The following is a 16,187-nucleotide window of genomic DNA, read 5'->3' as shown; positions in this document are numbered from 1 at the left end:
TAGCCGGTTTTGGTTGTAGTGAATTATCATTGGCTATTGCTGCCGCTGGTTGTCTATTGCAGTATGCTCAGGAAACCCAGCGCACCGCCCTGCCCCATATTCGCAGCCTCATTCATGAACGCCGTGAAGACAGTGTTATTCTCGATGCTGCCACGCGGCGTAATTTGGAAATCGATACTCATTTAACCGGTGGCGAAGAATTTACTTTGCAGTGGGTATTGGATAAAACCAAAACCGCTATGGGTAGTCGATTACTGCGACGCTGGTTAAACCGCCCGCTTAATCATCAACACATATTGGAACAAAGACAGGCAGCTATAAAATCCTTGCTGCAGGATTATCAATTTGAAACCTTTCGTGACAGTTTAAAGCCAGTCGGTGATATGGAACGTATTCTAGCGCGGGTCGCATTGCGCTCTGCCCGCCCCAGAGATTTATCACGACTCGCCCAGTCACTCAACGTTTTACCCGAATTACAAACCCAATGCGCACAGTTAAACGCCGAACTGATTACTTCACTGGCGGTTAAGGCGGGAGAATTTCCACAGCTCACTGAGTTATTGCAACGGGCCATTATTGACAACCCACCGGTCGTGATTCGCGACGGCGGCGTTATTGCCGAGGGCTATGATGCCGAACTCGATGAGTTGCGAAATATCAGCAGCAATGCCGGGCAATTTTTAGTCGATCTTGAAAATCAGGAAAGAGAACGCACCGGCATCAGCACGTTAAAAGTCGGTTATAACCGCGTGCATGGTTACTATATTGAAATCAGTCGCGCGCAATCCGATAAAGCGCCAGTGGAATATATTCGTCGACAAACATTAAAAAATGCCGAGCGTTTTATTACCCCGGAATTAAAAGTGTTTGAAGATAAAGCCCTCAGCGCCAAGAGCCGAGCGTTAAGTCGTGAAAAAATGCTATACGAGGCTTTGCTAGAAACCCTGAACCAACAACTGGCCGAGCTGCAGGCAACTGCTAGCGCGCTGGCAGAGTTAGATGTACTGGCCAATCTTGCTGAACGAGCCGATGTATTAAATTTAAGCCAGCCTAACTTTTGTCAGCAAGCGGCGATTAGGATTAAACAAGGGCGCCATCTGGTGGTTGAGCAGGTGTTAAATGAGCCGTTTATTGCCAACGATGTTAGCTTTAATGAGCAGCGTAAAATGCTGATTGTCACCGGTCCGAATATGGGCGGTAAGTCGACTTATATGCGACAAACGGCGGTGATTGTTTTACTGGCCCATATTGGCAGTTATGTCCCCGCTGTGTCGGCGGAGTTAAGTCTGGTCGACCAAATCTTTACCCGTATTGGCTCATCCGATGATCTGGCCGGTGGCCGCTCAACTTTTATGGTAGAAATGACCGAGACTGCCAATATTCTTCACAATGCGACGGATAAAAGCTTGGTGCTAATGGATGAAGTAGGTCGCGGCACTAGCACTTTCGATGGCCTATCCTTGGCTTGGGCCAGCGCGGTATATCTGGCCAGTCAGGTCAAAGCCTATACGCTATTTGCCACGCACTATTTTGAGCTAACAGCACTATCAGAACATTACCCACAGGCTCACAATATTCATCTAGATGCCACTGAGCATAATGACCATATTGTGTTTCTGCACAGTATTCAGGAAGGGCCAGCCAGCAAAAGCTATGGCTTGCAGGTGGCTAAACTGGCCGGCATTCCGGATTCCGTGGTTGCTGCCGCAAAAATCAAACTCGCCAGTCTGGAAAATACCAAATCGGCGCCAATCAGCGATAATGCCGCTGAAACAACCCTATCGATTGAGCCTGCTCCGACTTCACCCGAGCAACCGGATATGTTTTCCGCTGCGCACCCCGCCATCGATAAACTTAATGCGACAAACCCCGATGATTTAAGCCCTAAAGCAGCGCTGGAACTGCTTTATGCCCTGAAAAATATGGTCAATTAACAGCCATTTGGCGAAAAAACTATCTACATCTTTTTTTGTTGGTGATAGACTACGCGCCGTTAATAATCAGGACCAGACCAAGGGGCTAGAGCAACATGACATTTGTAGTTGGGGAACAGTGTATCAAGTGCAAACATACTGACTGTGTGGAAGTATGCCCTGTCGATTGTTTTTATGAAGGTCCGAACTTTTTGGTGATTCATCCCGATGAGTGTATTGATTGCGCTTTGTGCGAGCCTGAGTGTCCTGTCGATGCGATTTACTCAGAGGACGAGCTGCCTGAAGATCAGCAAGTCTTTATGGAATTGAACGAAGAGCTGGCTGAAGTGTGGCCCAATATTACTGAGATGAAGGACGCGCCTGCCGATGCCGAAGAATGGGCTAACAAGCCCGATAAGTTGGCGTTGCTAGAGCGTTAAATTTTATCTGTATGACGGTGACAAAGGCGACTGATTAAGTCGCCTTTTTTGTTTGAACGATAGCGGGTAATGACGGAGTACAAAAAAGGCCGCCATCAGGCAGCCTTTAGATATCTTATTAAGAGGTGAGTTTTCAGGTAAAAACCGACTCACTGCTTAAACCCTGCTTCTCCAAAATACTACGCAGACGCTTTAAGGCTTCAACTTGAATTTGGCGAACTCGCTCACGGGTCAAACCAATTTCACGACCAACTTCTTCCAGCGTACTGGTCTCATAACCTCTAAGACCGAAACGACGCGCTACAACTTCACGCTGTTTCTCGGTAAGCTCACTCAACCAATCACCGATACTGGCACGCATATCGTCATCCTGCAGCATTTCAGCCGGATCAGAAACCTGGATATCAGGAATGGTGTCTAGTAGGGATTTATCAGAATCCACGCCCAAAGGTGTGTCGACCGATGCAACGCGCTCATTTAAGCCTAGCATGCGTTTAACGTCTGCTACGGGCTTATCTAATAGCTCGGCGATTTCTTCCGCAGAAGGCTCATGATCAAGCTTCTGGGTCAGCTCGCGAGCGGCACGGAGATAGACATTTAATTCTTTCACCACATGAATGGGTAAACGGATGGTGCGAGTCTGGTTCATAATCGCACGCTCGATGGTTTGTCGAATCCACCAAGTGGCATAGGTTGAAAAACGGAACCCGCGCTCCGGATCAAATTTTTCAACCGCGCGAATAAGGCCAAGGTTGCCTTCTTCAATCAGATCTAATAACGATAAACCACGATTTACATAACGGCGCGATATTTTAACCACAAGGCGCAGATTGCTTTCGATCATACGCTTGCGGCCTGCTTCCTCACCGCGCATAGCCATACGTGCGTAATACACTTCTTCTTCAGGTGTGAGCAGCGGGGAAAAACCAATTTCGTTTAAATATAACTGGGTGGCGTCCAAGGTCTTTTGGAAACGGTCGCCGGTGGTTTTTTTTGCGGGCGCTTTGGCCGCTTTTGCAGGCTTGGCTGCTTTAACGGTAGCTGTTTTCGGTTTACGGGAAGATTTTTTGCCGGTGGCAACTTGCTCTTGCTCAGCATTGGCCTCCACCTCAAGAGTCTCTACATCCAGATCTAAATCAGCGCCCAACATCTTGTCGAAATCAGTACCACTTATTTTTTCTTCTGTATGAACTTCCATAGGTTTTACCTTTTATTGTTTTCGGAAGACCCAACCACACACAAAACCCCTTGACTGTAATGCGTGGCAACCCAGCATCAGGATTCACTGCTTATTCAAGCAATAAGTCCACAGGGACATAGACTTAAAAAGCTTGGTGCCTGTTACTTGGCTGACACCTACCGCTTAGGCAGTAATCCAAGCGGGTTAATCGGTTTACCATCACGTCGAATTTCAAAGTGCAGTTTCACTTTATCGGTTCCGGTATCACCAAATTTGGCAATTTTTTGTCCCACCTTAACCAGCTCACCTTCTTTGACCAACAACTGGCTGTTGTGGCCATAAGCACTGAGGTAATGCTCGTTGTGTTTGATGATCAATAAATTGCCATAACCCACTAAGCCGCTACCAGAGTAAACAACTTTACCGCTGTTAGCTGCATGCACAGAATCCCCCAACTTGCCCTGAAGATCAATACCCTTACGAACAGCATTTTTTTTGCTGTAACCGCGAATAATTTTACCCTTGGCTGGCCAGCGCCAACGAAAAGGATGAGTATTGCGGTTTAACGCAGTAGAACTGGATAAGGCTTTTGTGGAAGTGTTTGATCGACTTTTTGCCGTGCTTGTCTTTGCCGGTTTTGATGGAGTAACCGATGTTACGGTTTGACGCTTGTTACTCGCGCCACGCTGATTGCTAGCACTACCTTTTAGGCGTATCTTCTGATTGGGGTAGATGGTGTAAGGAGGCTTAATGCCATTAGTGCTTGCTAACTTCCTAACGTCCAATCTATAGAGCCACGCTATAGAATATAGTGATTCTCCACGTCTCACTTTATGGCTGGCAGGGACCACTGAAACACGCTCTTGACGCTCAACAACCGGGGCGTAATTGCCGCCGCCAAAGCAGCCTGTCAGCAATAATAGGCTGATAAAAATGCTACTTTTCGTTAACGATCCAAGCATAAAATTTGTACGCATTTTGACCAAATTAGCTGCTTAATTTACCGCAGATTAATCATCATCTTTATTAAGATTAACTGTTAATACTATGATTTTATTTAAAATAATTATCAACATCAGTTATATGACTGATGGCTTTTAGTGCCCTTTAAATTCTTTAAAGGAATATATATATATTTTAATATAAATAAATAATCTAAAAAATTAGTCATTATTTCCTTTTTTTAGCTTGCTATGACCTCTTTTTGGCCAATTTTTTCCAGTAAAAGCACTAAAAGCGCACCAAAAACGATCAGGCCGATGCAAAAAAGCGTCTGCGAATCGATCCCTGTTAGGCTTTGATAAGTTGCTGGCATAACATTTTGTTGTTCCAAGGCGAGCTGTTCACCGTGGCGATTCTGGTAGTAGCTTAAGGTTTGCTTCCAGGGCCACACTAGATTGAGAGAACCGATTAAAAAACCGGTCAATAGACTCAAAGTCAGGTCGTGGAAACGCTTAAACAACCAAGCGAGTAAATGGGAGAAACTGATTAGCCCTACCCCGCAACCGGCAGCAAAGACAGCTATGGTAATCCATTGCAGCTCTTTAAGCGCCGTTAGTACATGACCGTACATACCGATCAGAACCAAAATAAAGCTACCGGAAATACCCGGCAAGATCATTGCACAAATGGCAATGGCGCCTGCACCAAAAAAGACCAATAAATCTGGGGAAAGCTCTGACGGCTTAATGGCTCCAATAGCGTAAGCGGCCATAGCCCCTGCCACTAGGGTGATAATGGTAGCTACTCGCCAACGCTTGATCTGCTTAATCATATGGATTGAAGAAGCCAGAATAAGGCCAAAGAAAAAAGACCAAACCAATAGCGGGTGATGATCGAGAAAATAACTAATGCCACGCGCCAAAGATGCCACACTGGTTAGCACCCCCAGCATCAATACCAACAGGAAGTTGCCATTGATATGCTGCCAAGCGGCCTGTGGTCCCTGTTTCAATAATAGGCTTAGAGCTGTGGGATTAATCGACTTTATAGACGCTAATAGCTCTTCATAAATACCAGTGATAAAAGCGACGGTACCACCGGAAACGCCCGGCACTATATCTGCAGCGCCCATACCGAGGCCGCGACAGTACACGCCTAGTAATCGCTGCTTATTATTGGATGACTTCATGGTGTTTCCTAGCGAATAATGCCGGATTTTAGCGGCACAAAAAATGCCGGTTCGACTACCGTAGTAATGATTTTATTCTCGGTACGCTCTACCAATGTTAACTGCTGCGATTGATGATTCCCTATGGGGATCACTAATCGACCACCGACCGCTAATTGATCAATCAGCTCTTCGGGTATTTGCTCCGGCGCTGCGGTGGAGATAATACCATCAAAGGGGCCCTTTTCTGGCCAGCCATAACCACCATCGGCATGTTTGAGATGAACATTGCTAGCGCCTAATATGCGAAATCGCTCACGGGCTTTTTCCTGTAATTGCTTGATGCGTTCAACACTATAAACACGGCCGACCAATTGCGCCAACACAGTGGTTTGAAAACCGGAGCCGGTACCCACCTCCAATACCCGCTTTAATGGCCCACCGGCCAGCAGCAATTCCGTCATACGCGCTACGGTATAGGGCTGAGACAGGGTTTGTTGAAAGCCTATGGGCAAAGCGTCATCTTCATAGGCGCGATGAGCTAATGCTTCATCGAGAAACAGGTGCCGGGGAGTTATGCGCATAACATCCAGCACATCATAATTGCTAATACCTTGATCACAAAGTCGCTGAACTAATCGGTCACGGGTTCGCTGGGATGTCATTCCCACACCGGTGAAATTTAACTTACTCACTAACCACTCCTAGCCTATTATTTATCCAGTTCTTGTTCATTGGCGACAGATCTTGTAATCCACCAATTCTCGCACAACCGCGGTTGCGAAACAGCCACTAACCAAAGTGAAATTCAATGTAATATGCTGTTTATCGATTTGCCAACTCAGGTCTTCGGGTATCGCACGCAAAGCACGGCGTTCAGCCTTTAAACCTTCCCGCTCTAAACCCGCCAATAGATCGGGATATGATGACAGTATGGTCTGCTCCAATTCGGCTACGGCATCAGCACAACACAGACTCGATGCTTGGCCATACATCGGTCCGGTTAGGTGAATATCAGCGGCTGATAATCGATCAGCCAGATCCGGTTCATCGGCCTGCAAAAACACGCTATGGCTTCCGGATAACATCAGTAACTCACCACCTATCGGGCTATTCCAGTTTTTTGCTTTAACGCGACTGGCCAATAGTTGGTTAAATAACAAGGAGCGCGCAGCAGATATATAGAGACCGCGCTGATGCCGTTTGGCTTTAAAACTACCGGCAAAAAGCTGCTGTGCTTTTACTATGTTAGCGCCATCGATACCAAAACGTTGTTCACCAAAGTAGTTAGGCACACCCCGTTTGGCCATTTTAGTGAGCCGTTGGTTAAGTTCAGCGCAATCACCCTCAATATCACTAATACGAATAATAAAGCGGTTGGCTTTATGTACACCGCGCCGCAATTTACGCAAATGGCGTACCGATTTTAAAACGTTAATTTGGGGATCAGCCAATAACTGCCAATCAAGCTCTTTATGACCGGGTAGATGCACACTAAACCATTGTCTGGTCACGGCATGACGATCTTTCATGCCGGAGTAACTCACTTGGTGGGCAGCCAACTTAGCCAGTCTGGCAATTCGATCAGCCACCTGCTGGGTATTTAAGCCGGTTTTTTCTATCCACAGAAAAACATGCTCTCCCTCACCCTCAGGTTCAAAACCCAGAATCTCTTCCACGACAAAATCTTCAGGTTGGCGACGAAGCCAACCGCTTAATGCCGGTTGCTCGCTATAAGCATAGGGGAGCGGTGTTAATAACGACTCAGGCATTAGGCAGGCTGTAATAAAACAACAGCATAAACCGCAATCCCTTCTTTGCGTCCGGCAAAACCCAAATGTTCGGTGGTGGTTGCCTTAATATTGACCTGAGCTTCGTTCACCATTAAATCGCTGGCAATATTGGCGCAGATTGCTGGAATATGCGGCGCCATTTTTGGTGCTTGCGCTACTACCGTAATATCGGTATTGCTGAGGCGATAGCCTTGATCAATGATCAGCTGATAAACATGGCGCAATAATTCACGACTATCGGCGTTGGCATACTGTTCATCGGTATCTGGAAAATGTTTACCGATATCACCCAGCGCACAAGCGCCCAACAAGGCATCGCATAAAGCGTGCAACAAAACATCACCATCGGAATGTGCAACCAAGCCCTGATCATAGGGAATGGTTACACCCCCCATCACAATATGATTGCCTTCACCAAAACGATGAACATCGTAACCTTGCCCTATGCGCATGATTAGCTTTCCTTTGTTAAATAATGCTCAGCCAGCGCAAGATCTTCTGGTCGAGTGATTTTAAGATTAACTGACATGGCCTCGACTACCTCGGCCTGATGTCCGGCTAATTCAATCGCTGAGGCTTCATCGGTAAGCGATAGGCCCCGCTCAATACCGCTACTTAAACTCTCCAGCAATAACTGATAACGAAACATCTGTGGTGTCTGCGCTCGCCATAACAGACTTCGATCAACAGTGCCGGTAATAGCTTTACCATCCACCTGTTTAACCGTATCGCTGACGGGAACGGCTAAAATACCACCCACAGGGTGGTCGGATAGTTCGGTGATTAATCGTTGAATATCGCTGGTAGCAATACAGGGTCTGGCTACGTCGTGGACTAATACCCAGTCATTTTTGTTAGCAAGGGATGAAAGATGTTTTAAGCCATTAAGCACTGAGTGACAACGTTCCACACCACCATCGACTATATCGATGCGCGTATCATGCAGTAAATCCAATGACTGCCAGCGGGTATCATCAGCACGGGTAGCAATAATAATACGCTCAAATAAGGGTTCAGCTAACAGTGTTGCAATGGTGCGTTCAATAACCGTTTTACCTAACAGCGGTAAATACTGTTTGGGCATATCACTACCCATCCGCTTACCAACACCGGCGGCGGGAACCACAACGAAAAAACGCGGCGTTGTTTTTGGTGCTGTCATTGGGTGTTTTTCTCTTGGTCAATCAACAGGTAAAAAGTTTCACCGTCTTTAATCAAACCCAGCTCGGTACGGGCGCGCTCTTCCACACTTTCAAGGCCGCTTTTTAAATCTCGTACTTCGTTTTCAACCACTTGGTTTCTATCGCGCAGGCGCTGATTAAATAGATGCTGTTGGTCAAGCTCACGCTGTAGCGAGACGATTTGCTCCCAACTGCCTTGGCCAAACCACAGCCGATACTGTAGACCAATAAGGATGATAACTAGAATCATTAAAATCCAGCGCATAGCAATAACCGCTTAGGAGCGGCCACCTTTCGATAACAAACATTCAAGCCAGCACTAGTATAGAGGAGGATAAAACCAAGGGGGAAGCGTTGCCGGGCAATTCTTCCCATAATCCCTGTCACAAAACCTATGATTTGAATTCGGCGCGACCACGGTATGGCGCAGCGCCAGCCAATTCTGCCTCAATACGCAATAAGCGGTTATATTTGGCGACTCGATCTGAACGGCATAGTGAACCGGTCTTGATCTGACCTGCTGCCGTTGCCACCGCCAAATCAGCAATGGTGGTATCTTCAGTTTCACCAGAACGATGCGAGATAACCGCGGTATATCCAGCCTCTTTGGCCATTTTAATGGCATCGAGTGTTTCGGTTAAAGAGCCGATCTGGTTGAATTTAATCAAAATCGAGTTGCCGATATTTTTATCAATACCTTGCTGAAGAATTTTGGTATTGGTAACAAACAGATCATCACCAACCAGCTGTACTCGATCGCCCAGTTTTTCAGTTTGGTATTTCCAGCCATCCCAATCCGATTCATCCTGACCATCTTCGATAGAAATAATCGGGTATTGGTCACATAGCTCGGCCAGGTAATCACTAAAGCCTTCTGCCGTAAAGACCTGACCTTCACCAGCCATGTCATATTTGCCTTCTTTGTAAAACTCTGAAGATGCACAATCTAACGCCAAGGTAATATCGTCACCCAAGCTATAGCCGGCATCAGCAACGGCGGTTTTAATAACCGCCAAGGCATCAGCGTTAGAAGCCAGATTTGGAGCAAAACCGCCCTCATCGCCAACGGCTGTATTCAAACCCTTGGCACTGAGCACCTTCTTTAGCGCATGGAAAATTTCAGCGCCCATCTGTAGGGCTTGGGCAAAGGTTTTAGCACCCACAGGCTGAACCATAAATTCCTGAATATCGACATTATTATCAGCGTGCTCACCGCCATTAATAATATTCATCATCGGTACCGGCATGGTGTACTGGCCGAGGGTACCATTCAGCTCCGCGATATGCTGATAAAGAGGAATGCCCTTCTCCGCCGCAACCGCTTTAGCCGCCGCTAAAGAGACTGCCAAAATAGCATTGGCGCCAAAACGGCCTTTATTGTCAGTACCATCGGCATCAATCATTAGCTGATCAATGGCGCGTTGATCGGCAGCTTCTTTACCCACCAACAAGGCTTTAATCGTGGTATTAATATTGTCTACCGCTTTTAAAACACCTTTGCCCAGATAGCGGCTTTTGTCACCATCACGTAGTTCCAGAGCCTCGCGAGAACCGGTGGAAGCGCCAGAGGGGGCACAGGCACTGCCAACAGCACCGGAAGCCAACATCACATCAGCTTCAACGGTGGGATTGCCACGTGAATCCAGTACTTCAAAGGCCTTTATATCGACTATCTCGGTCATTCAGTTTTTACTCCGTCATAGACAGGATATTCGTGATCATCACGCTAGGCGTTATCACTTAAATCCCCATTTTTTATTGAATAATCAGTTCTGGCAGCGATTTAATCACATCATCCACTGCTTTCATTTCTGTTAGAAAACTTTCCAATACGCTTAATGGCAAGGCCGAGGGACCATCGCACTTGGCTTGATCAGGGTCGGGATGGGCCTCTAGAAATAAACCGCCAATTTTTTGCGATAGACCAGCACGACCCAGCTCGGCCACTTGATGGCGACGACCACCGGAAGCAGCGCCCATTGGGTCACGGCATTGCAAAGCGTGAGTAACGTCAAAAATAATCGGCGCACCGTCACTGACGTCTTTCATGGTGCGAAAACCCAGCATATCAACGACTAGGTTATCATAGCCAAAGTTGCTGCCACGCTCGCATAACATCACTTGTTCGTTGCCGCACTCGGCAAATTTATCGACAATATTTTTCATTTGCGATGGGCTTAAAAACTGCGGTTTTTTAATATTGATCAGCTTGCCGGTAGCCGCCATTGCGGCAACCAGATCGGTTTGTCGCGCTAAAAACGCTGGCAGCTGAATAACATCGCAAACCTCTGCCACCGGTTTGGCTTGTTCAATTTCATGAATATCGGTAATCACCGGCACATTAAAGGTTGATTTAATCTCTTCAAAGATTTTTAAACCCTGTTCCATACCGGGACCGCGAAACGAATGGATAGAGGAGCGGTTTGCCTTATCAAAGGAGGCCTTAAAAACATAAGGGATATTGAGTCGCTGGGTAATTTCTATATAGGTTTCGGCAATTTGCATCGCCATATCGCGAGATTCAAGTACGTTCATACCGCCAAACAAAACAAACGGTAAATCGTTCGAAATAGGGATATCGCCTAATGTCAGGGTTTTCACAGTTATCGCCTTTTTATTTTGAATAATCTACGGCTGCAGAGACAAAACCACTAAATAGTGGATGACCATCACGGGGGGTGGAGGTAAATTCAGGGTGAAACTGGCAAGCAATAAACCAGGGGTGCTCAGGAATTTCGACCACTTCCACTAGAGAGTCATCGGCAGACCAGCCGCCAATGCGCAGACCGGCTTTTTGTAGCTGGTCGACATAATGATTGTTGACTTCATAGCGATGACGATGACGCTCAATAATCAATTCGTTTTGGTAAGTTGCTTTGGCCTTAGAAGCCTCAACCAAACGACATTCCTGACCGCCCAGACGCATGGTACCACCCAAATCAACGGTCCCATCACGTTTTTCTGTGCTACCATCGGCCTCAATCCATTCGGTAATCAGGCCGATCACCGGATGCTGAGCCTCGGCATTAAATTCGGTGCTGTTGGCATCTTTTAAGCCTGCTACATTTCTGGCGTATTCAATCACAGCTACCTGCATGCCTAAACAGATACCCAGATAAGGAATGTTGTTTTCACGGGCATGGCGTACAGTTGCAATCTTGCCTTCGACACCGCGGTTGCCGAATCCTCCAGGGACGAGAATACCATCGACACCAGCCAGCAAAGATACGCCCTCTTCTTCTACTTTCTGGGAGTCAACATAACGAATATTGACTTTGGTACGGGTATTAATCCCCGCATGATGCAAGGCTTCATTGAGTGATTTATAAGCATCAATCAATTCCATGTACTTACCGACCATGGCAATGGTCACTTCTTTTTCAGGGTTTAAGGCACCGTCAATAACACGATCCCACTCTGATAAATCAGCGGCTTTACATTCCAAACCAAAACGTTCAACGATAATTTCATCAAGCCCACGCTGTTTTAAGGCACCGGGAATACGATAAATAGTGTCGGCATCCGCCAGCGGAATAACGGCTTTTAGCTCTACATTGGTAAAGGAGGATATTTTCTTTAACGAACTTTCATCGATTTCATGATCAGAGCGACACAATAGAATATCCGGCTGAAGGCCAATAGAGCGCAATTCTTTAACGGAGTGTTGGGTAGGTTTGGTTTTAGTTTCACCGGCAGTGGCAATATAGGGAACCAGTGTTAGATGCATCAACATGGCCCGATTGAAGCCCAAATCAGACTTTAATTGACGAGCGGCTTCAAAGAAAGGCAAGCCTTCAATATCACCGATGGTGCCGCCGATTTCTACAATCGCCACATCCGCATCACCAGCCCCCTCAATCACACGACGCTTGATTTCATCGGTGACATGGGGAATAACCTGAACGGTACCACCTAAGTAGTCACCGCGACGCTCTTTTTTTAGCACCGTATCGTAAACTCTACCGGTGGTAAAATTATTCCGCTTGCCCATTTTGGTGCGAATAAAGCGCTCATAGTGACCCAAATCAAGGTCAGTCTCGGCACCATCTTCGGTAACAAAGACTTCACCGTGCTGGAACGGGCTCATGGTGCCCGGATCAACATTAATATAAGGATCCAGTTTAAGCATGGTCACTTTCAAACCACGGGCTTCTAATATCGCGGCCAGTGACGCCGAGGCTATGCCCTTGCCGAGAGATGATACAACACCGCCCGTGACGAAGATAAATCGTGTCGCCATGAAAAACTTTCTCTTATTTAAATGTTGGTATTACCGTTTGTGTCAGAGTGCTTGGCCTGCCTTGCGAGGCATAAACCAGTCTCTGGATGAAAGGATGTTGGCAACGAGAACGCTATCGACAAGTTCCTTCCGAGATGGGACGCCAGTTTAACAGGGTTGGCCACAAGCCTCAATATCAATCATGCCGCCACAGGGCAGATAGTTGAGTGTATTTTACTGATTTCGGCACTGCCTCACTGATATGCCTGCCAACGCTTGATACGAATGCAAAACTCACGAGGGTCTTCCTGCACCGGCTTAATCCCAGAATGCCAATCTTCCAGCACAAAAAGCATAAATCTGGCCTGCTGGGTATTTTTTTGAGGATTGGCGAGATTGTTTAGCAACTGCGATTTCATGTCAGTATAGGAAGGCAGATCATCTTCTAACAGCTGATTATAGACGTACTGATAACGTGCACAAAAATGCTCGTTATCGGACTCACAGGCTGCCATCAGAGCAATGGCTAGCAATAATAAGCCTTTAATTAATCGTGAACACATGGCTTTATCCATCCTGGCTATTATGTCGTTATTAGAACCTGAATTATCTCAGCAATCCATCGATTTATCACTAAGACCAATCGGGGTTAAACTTGGCACCCTAATATTTGCTAAACTGCGTCGACAACTATAACACTCATCTGGAACCTACCATGTTAAAGGCTCTCTTCCTCGATATGGACGAAACGCTTTGCGATACCGTTGCCGCCAACCTGAAGGCGCAAGCGAAAATGGCGCAAAAGATGGCTACTTTATATAGCGGCCTTACCAGCCCTCAAACCGTTGCCAAAGCTTATATCCACGGCATTTATCGCCAATGGACCGACCAACAGCAGCATCGCTATTTACCAATCATTGAGCAACAAAGCGAACAGGCGTTTAGAATCCAGCTATTGATCGACCTATTAAAACAACAAGGGATTGAAGCTGTGAGCGAAAGCACTGCACAACAGCTGCAGCATCAATTTGATAAGGACAGAATCGACGCCTTCGATTTCTACCCCGGCATGACCGAATTCTTGGCCGAGGCACGCAAACAGTTTACGCTAGTGGTTATCACCAATGGCCCCGAGTTTTCCCAAATCCCCAAGGTAGAGCGCATTAACCTTAAAAACCATGTTGATCATATTATTATCGGCGGGCAAGAACCGGAACAAAAACCGGCGCGCTCTATTTTCGATAAAGCGTTGGCGCTGGCGCAATGCAAACCCGATGAAGCCCTTCATATCGGCGACAGTTTAGCCTCGGATATTGCAGGGGCGCATAACTGCGGGATAACGTCGGTTTGGATTCAGCACCAACAACCATTGGACGCCGAACTGGGTATTAACCCGCATCATACTTTGCAACACCCCTCAGAAATCCCACAGTTAATTAAGGATCTACAATAAGGCAGTCAATAATATCGCCACAAAACCAAACAGCAGCATCAAACAAAACCGCTAAACAGATATCAGAGAGCATTATGGATCAGGATTGGACAGAATTGGCATGGCAAACTCAACGTTATAATAGTGCCAAAGACGCTTACGGCAACACCACCGAAGGCATTATTTATTGCTATCGCTGCGAGCATAGCGATGATATGGCTATTCGCAAGGTCATCAACCAAACCATTGATAAAGCCGTCAGCCTGTTTCCCAACAATGTATGGGATCAATCCCGCTATATGTTGTTTAAGTGGGATAGTGATAACAAGCTATTGCGTATTGTGATAACCGGCGACGATAAAATCGTTGAATCTCCCGACAGTGTTCAATGTGAAATTATCGCCTACCAAACGGCAACAGATCAGGACATATCACAGCAAGATGACAATATCCAATATTGGGTAAGAGATTACCTCACAACCTGCAGCGCATTTTTTAGTTATTCACTGATCGCCGTATTCTATGATCAATCTAGGAATAAGACCTCGCTGTTATAAAGCTATTCTAATCTTAAAATACTAAACTTTAGATTCAATTGCTTTGGGACCACCTCATTAAACCCATAAAATTAACTTAGTACATAGCGGCCTGATAAACGTCAGCCGCAGCAACGAGGAAAGTGGTTGAAGCTATTCCAAACTCTCTTTTTCTCCTATTATTTTCTCCGCCTCACTCTGACATTACTTTACTTGCCAAAATACAGGATCCTTATAGTGCTTCGCATAATTGGCAGAATCCTGTTGATCGTTGACAGTAATAATGGGAATGGATTGGTTTAACGCTAAAAATAACTTCAAATCCAAATTTTTATCGTCTTGAACAGAGAGATTGAGGGCTGTGATCTGAGTTTCTGCCATATTGAGCCACTTCAATTTTTTGGACTGCAGGTTATTAATGCTCGATAGACTGGTCTTTGAAACATCAAGCCATGTCAAGTCCTCATTTTTGTTCAAATTCAGAGTTTCGATCAAGGTCCCCGATATATTAAGCTCTTTGAGTTTTTGATAATGAGATGGATCAAAATATCGAATTTTAGTGTTTGACAGATCAATAAACTTAATTTTTCTACAGGCTGACATTTTTATATTACTTGGATCGTCGATTTTTGTCCTTGATAAACTGATTCGCTTTAATGGCCCACAATCGTCGCCGAATTGGCTTGAAGAAAAACTCGAAATATTGGTTCCTGATAAATCGAGAAAAAATAGCCTATTATTATTGCTAATATCAATAGGAGCCGAGATATTTGTATCCGATAAATAAAGCTTTGCCAATCTGGGATTTCCAGAAATATCAATGTCTGAGATACTCGTTCCTGATAAATCCACTCTATTCAACATTTTATTATTGTTTAACTTAATTTCATCGAGGTCAGTATCTGCCAAGAATAGCCACATCAATGATGTATTGTCTTTTAAATCAATGGTTGAGATATGGGTTCCGGATAAATTAAGCCATGTCAGCTTCTTGTTGTGATTCAGATCTATTCTCGAGATAGGAACCCCAGTTAAAAAAAGCCATCCCAACTGTTGGTTTTCGCTGACATCAATGGCCGATAACGGGTTACCGGATAAGTTTAGTGATTGCAACTTTATATTTTTGCTCAGATCAATATTAGAGAGGCTATTCATTCTCAAATCAAGCTCCTCAAGATTTACCAACAAATCCAACCCCTCCACTTGTTGGATATTTTTATTGCGGCAATGAAGATATGTGACTTGGGAATAGTCATCTGATACCGACTTGACACACTTCCTAAAATTTTCGTCGGTTATCGCCTCATCCATGGCAGACATGCCTGAAGAGTTAAAGGTTGTTGACCTTGAACCGGCTTGAGTGGACCCTCCCGAAGAAGGCCC

17 protein-coding genes are annotated in these 16,187 nt (G+C 45.8%); 4 read left to right on the top strand and 13 right to left on the bottom strand.

Annotated features, from left to right (window positions below):
- Window positions 1-1,934, top strand: a 1,934-nt coding sequence (mutS, locus tag AACP44_RS06190; RefSeq protein ID WP_339339604.1) for a DNA mismatch repair protein MutS, incomplete at its 5' end; no start/stop codon positions are given.
- A gap of 95 nt (window positions 1,935-2,029) precedes the next feature.
- Window positions 2,030-2,353, top strand: coding sequence for a ferredoxin FdxA (fdxA, locus tag AACP44_RS06185; RefSeq protein WP_339339603.1), 324 nt, complete (start codon window positions 2,030-2,032; stop codon window positions 2,351-2,353).
- Window positions 2,354-2,486: 133 nt separating this feature from the next.
- Here fdxA and rpoS read toward each other — a convergent pair whose 3' ends face one another.
- The 12 genes from rpoS to AACP44_RS06125 form a co-directional block, all read right to left on the bottom strand.
- Window positions 2,487-3,551, bottom strand: a complete 1,065-nt coding sequence (gene rpoS, locus AACP44_RS06180; protein WP_339339602.1) for an RNA polymerase sigma factor RpoS — start codon at window positions 3,549-3,551, stop codon at window positions 2,487-2,489.
- 158 nt (window positions 3,552-3,709) lie between these two features.
- Window positions 3,710-4,510, bottom strand: a complete 801-nt coding sequence (locus tag AACP44_RS06175) for a peptidoglycan DD-metalloendopeptidase family protein (RefSeq protein WP_339339601.1) — start codon at window positions 4,508-4,510, stop codon at window positions 3,710-3,712.
- 206 nt (window positions 4,511-4,716) lie between these two features.
- A complete protein-coding gene (locus AACP44_RS06170; RefSeq protein ID WP_339339600.1) occupies window positions 4,717-5,664 on the bottom strand; it encodes a DUF368 domain-containing protein in 948 nt (315 codons plus the stop codon).
- Window positions 5,665-5,672: 8 nt separating this feature from the next.
- Complete coding sequence (locus AACP44_RS06165) at window positions 5,673-6,338, bottom strand: protein-L-isoaspartate(D-aspartate) O-methyltransferase (protein ID WP_339339599.1); 666 nt, start codon at window positions 6,336-6,338, stop codon at window positions 5,673-5,675.
- A 36-nt stretch (window positions 6,339-6,374) separates the two neighbouring features.
- The gene (truD, locus tag AACP44_RS06160) at window positions 6,375-7,415 is read right to left on the bottom strand and encodes a tRNA pseudouridine(13) synthase TruD (RefSeq protein ID WP_339339598.1); all 1,041 of its coding nucleotides are present in this window, start codon (window positions 7,413-7,415) and stop codon (window positions 6,375-6,377) included.
- Window positions 7,415-7,888 (bottom strand): 2-C-methyl-D-erythritol 2,4-cyclodiphosphate synthase, encoded by a 474-nt coding sequence (gene ispF, locus AACP44_RS06155; protein WP_339339597.1) that lies wholly within the window; start codon window positions 7,886-7,888, stop codon window positions 7,415-7,417. Before ispF ends, truD begins: the two co-directional genes overlap by 1 nt.
- Window positions 7,889-7,890: 2 nt before the next feature.
- On the bottom strand, window positions 7,891-8,598 hold the full coding sequence (gene ispD, locus AACP44_RS06150) for a 2-C-methyl-D-erythritol 4-phosphate cytidylyltransferase (protein WP_339339596.1): 708 nt from the start codon (window positions 8,596-8,598) through the stop codon (window positions 7,891-7,893).
- A complete protein-coding gene (gene ftsB, locus AACP44_RS06145) occupies window positions 8,595-8,882 on the bottom strand; it encodes a cell division protein FtsB (protein ID WP_339339595.1) in 288 nt (95 codons plus the stop codon). The genes ispD and ftsB overlap by 4 nt, the downstream gene beginning before the upstream one ends.
- 127 nt (window positions 8,883-9,009) lie before the next feature.
- A complete protein-coding gene (gene eno / locus AACP44_RS06140) occupies window positions 9,010-10,299 on the bottom strand; it encodes a phosphopyruvate hydratase (protein ID WP_339339594.1) in 1,290 nt (429 codons plus the stop codon).
- 73 nt (window positions 10,300-10,372) lie between these two features.
- Window positions 10,373-11,224 (bottom strand): 3-deoxy-8-phosphooctulonate synthase, encoded by an 852-nt coding sequence (kdsA, locus tag AACP44_RS06135; protein ID WP_339339605.1) that lies wholly within the window; start codon window positions 11,222-11,224, stop codon window positions 10,373-10,375.
- A 7-nt stretch (window positions 11,225-11,231) separates the two neighbouring features.
- Window positions 11,232-12,857, bottom strand: a complete 1,626-nt coding sequence (locus AACP44_RS06130; protein ID WP_339339593.1) for a CTP synthase — start codon at window positions 12,855-12,857, stop codon at window positions 11,232-11,234.
- Window positions 12,858-13,090: 233 nt separating this feature from the next.
- A complete protein-coding gene (locus AACP44_RS06125; protein WP_339339592.1) occupies window positions 13,091-13,399 on the bottom strand; it encodes a hypothetical protein in 309 nt (102 codons plus the stop codon).
- Window positions 13,400-13,551: 152 nt separating this feature from the next.
- Here AACP44_RS06125 and AACP44_RS06120 point away from each other — a divergent pair, with 152 nt between their 5' ends.
- Both AACP44_RS06120 and AACP44_RS06115 read left to right on the top strand, forming a co-directional pair.
- Window positions 13,552-14,289 carry an HAD family hydrolase gene (locus AACP44_RS06120; protein ID WP_339339591.1) on the top strand — a complete coding sequence of 246 codons (738 nt, stop codon included), beginning with the start codon at window positions 13,552-13,554 and terminating at the stop codon, window positions 14,287-14,289.
- Window positions 14,290-14,363: 74 nt separating this feature from the next.
- Complete coding sequence (locus AACP44_RS06115; protein WP_339339590.1) at window positions 14,364-14,825, top strand: hypothetical protein; 462 nt, start codon at window positions 14,364-14,366, stop codon at window positions 14,823-14,825.
- A gap of 183 nt (window positions 14,826-15,008) precedes the next feature.
- On the opposite strand, the gene AACP44_RS06110 is transcribed toward AACP44_RS06115, so the two are convergent.
- Window positions 15,009-16,187 (bottom strand): hypothetical protein (locus AACP44_RS06110; protein ID WP_339339589.1); only part of this gene is annotated, 1,179 nt, incomplete at its 5' end.

It is taken from the genome of uncultured Oceanicoccus sp. (genome assembly GCF_963968385.1).
GTDB lineage: Bacteria > Pseudomonadota > Gammaproteobacteria > Pseudomonadales > Dasaniaceae > Oceanicoccus.
Note: the sequence above shows the minus strand (reverse complement) of the source record. Positions and strands in the feature narration are given on the sequence as shown.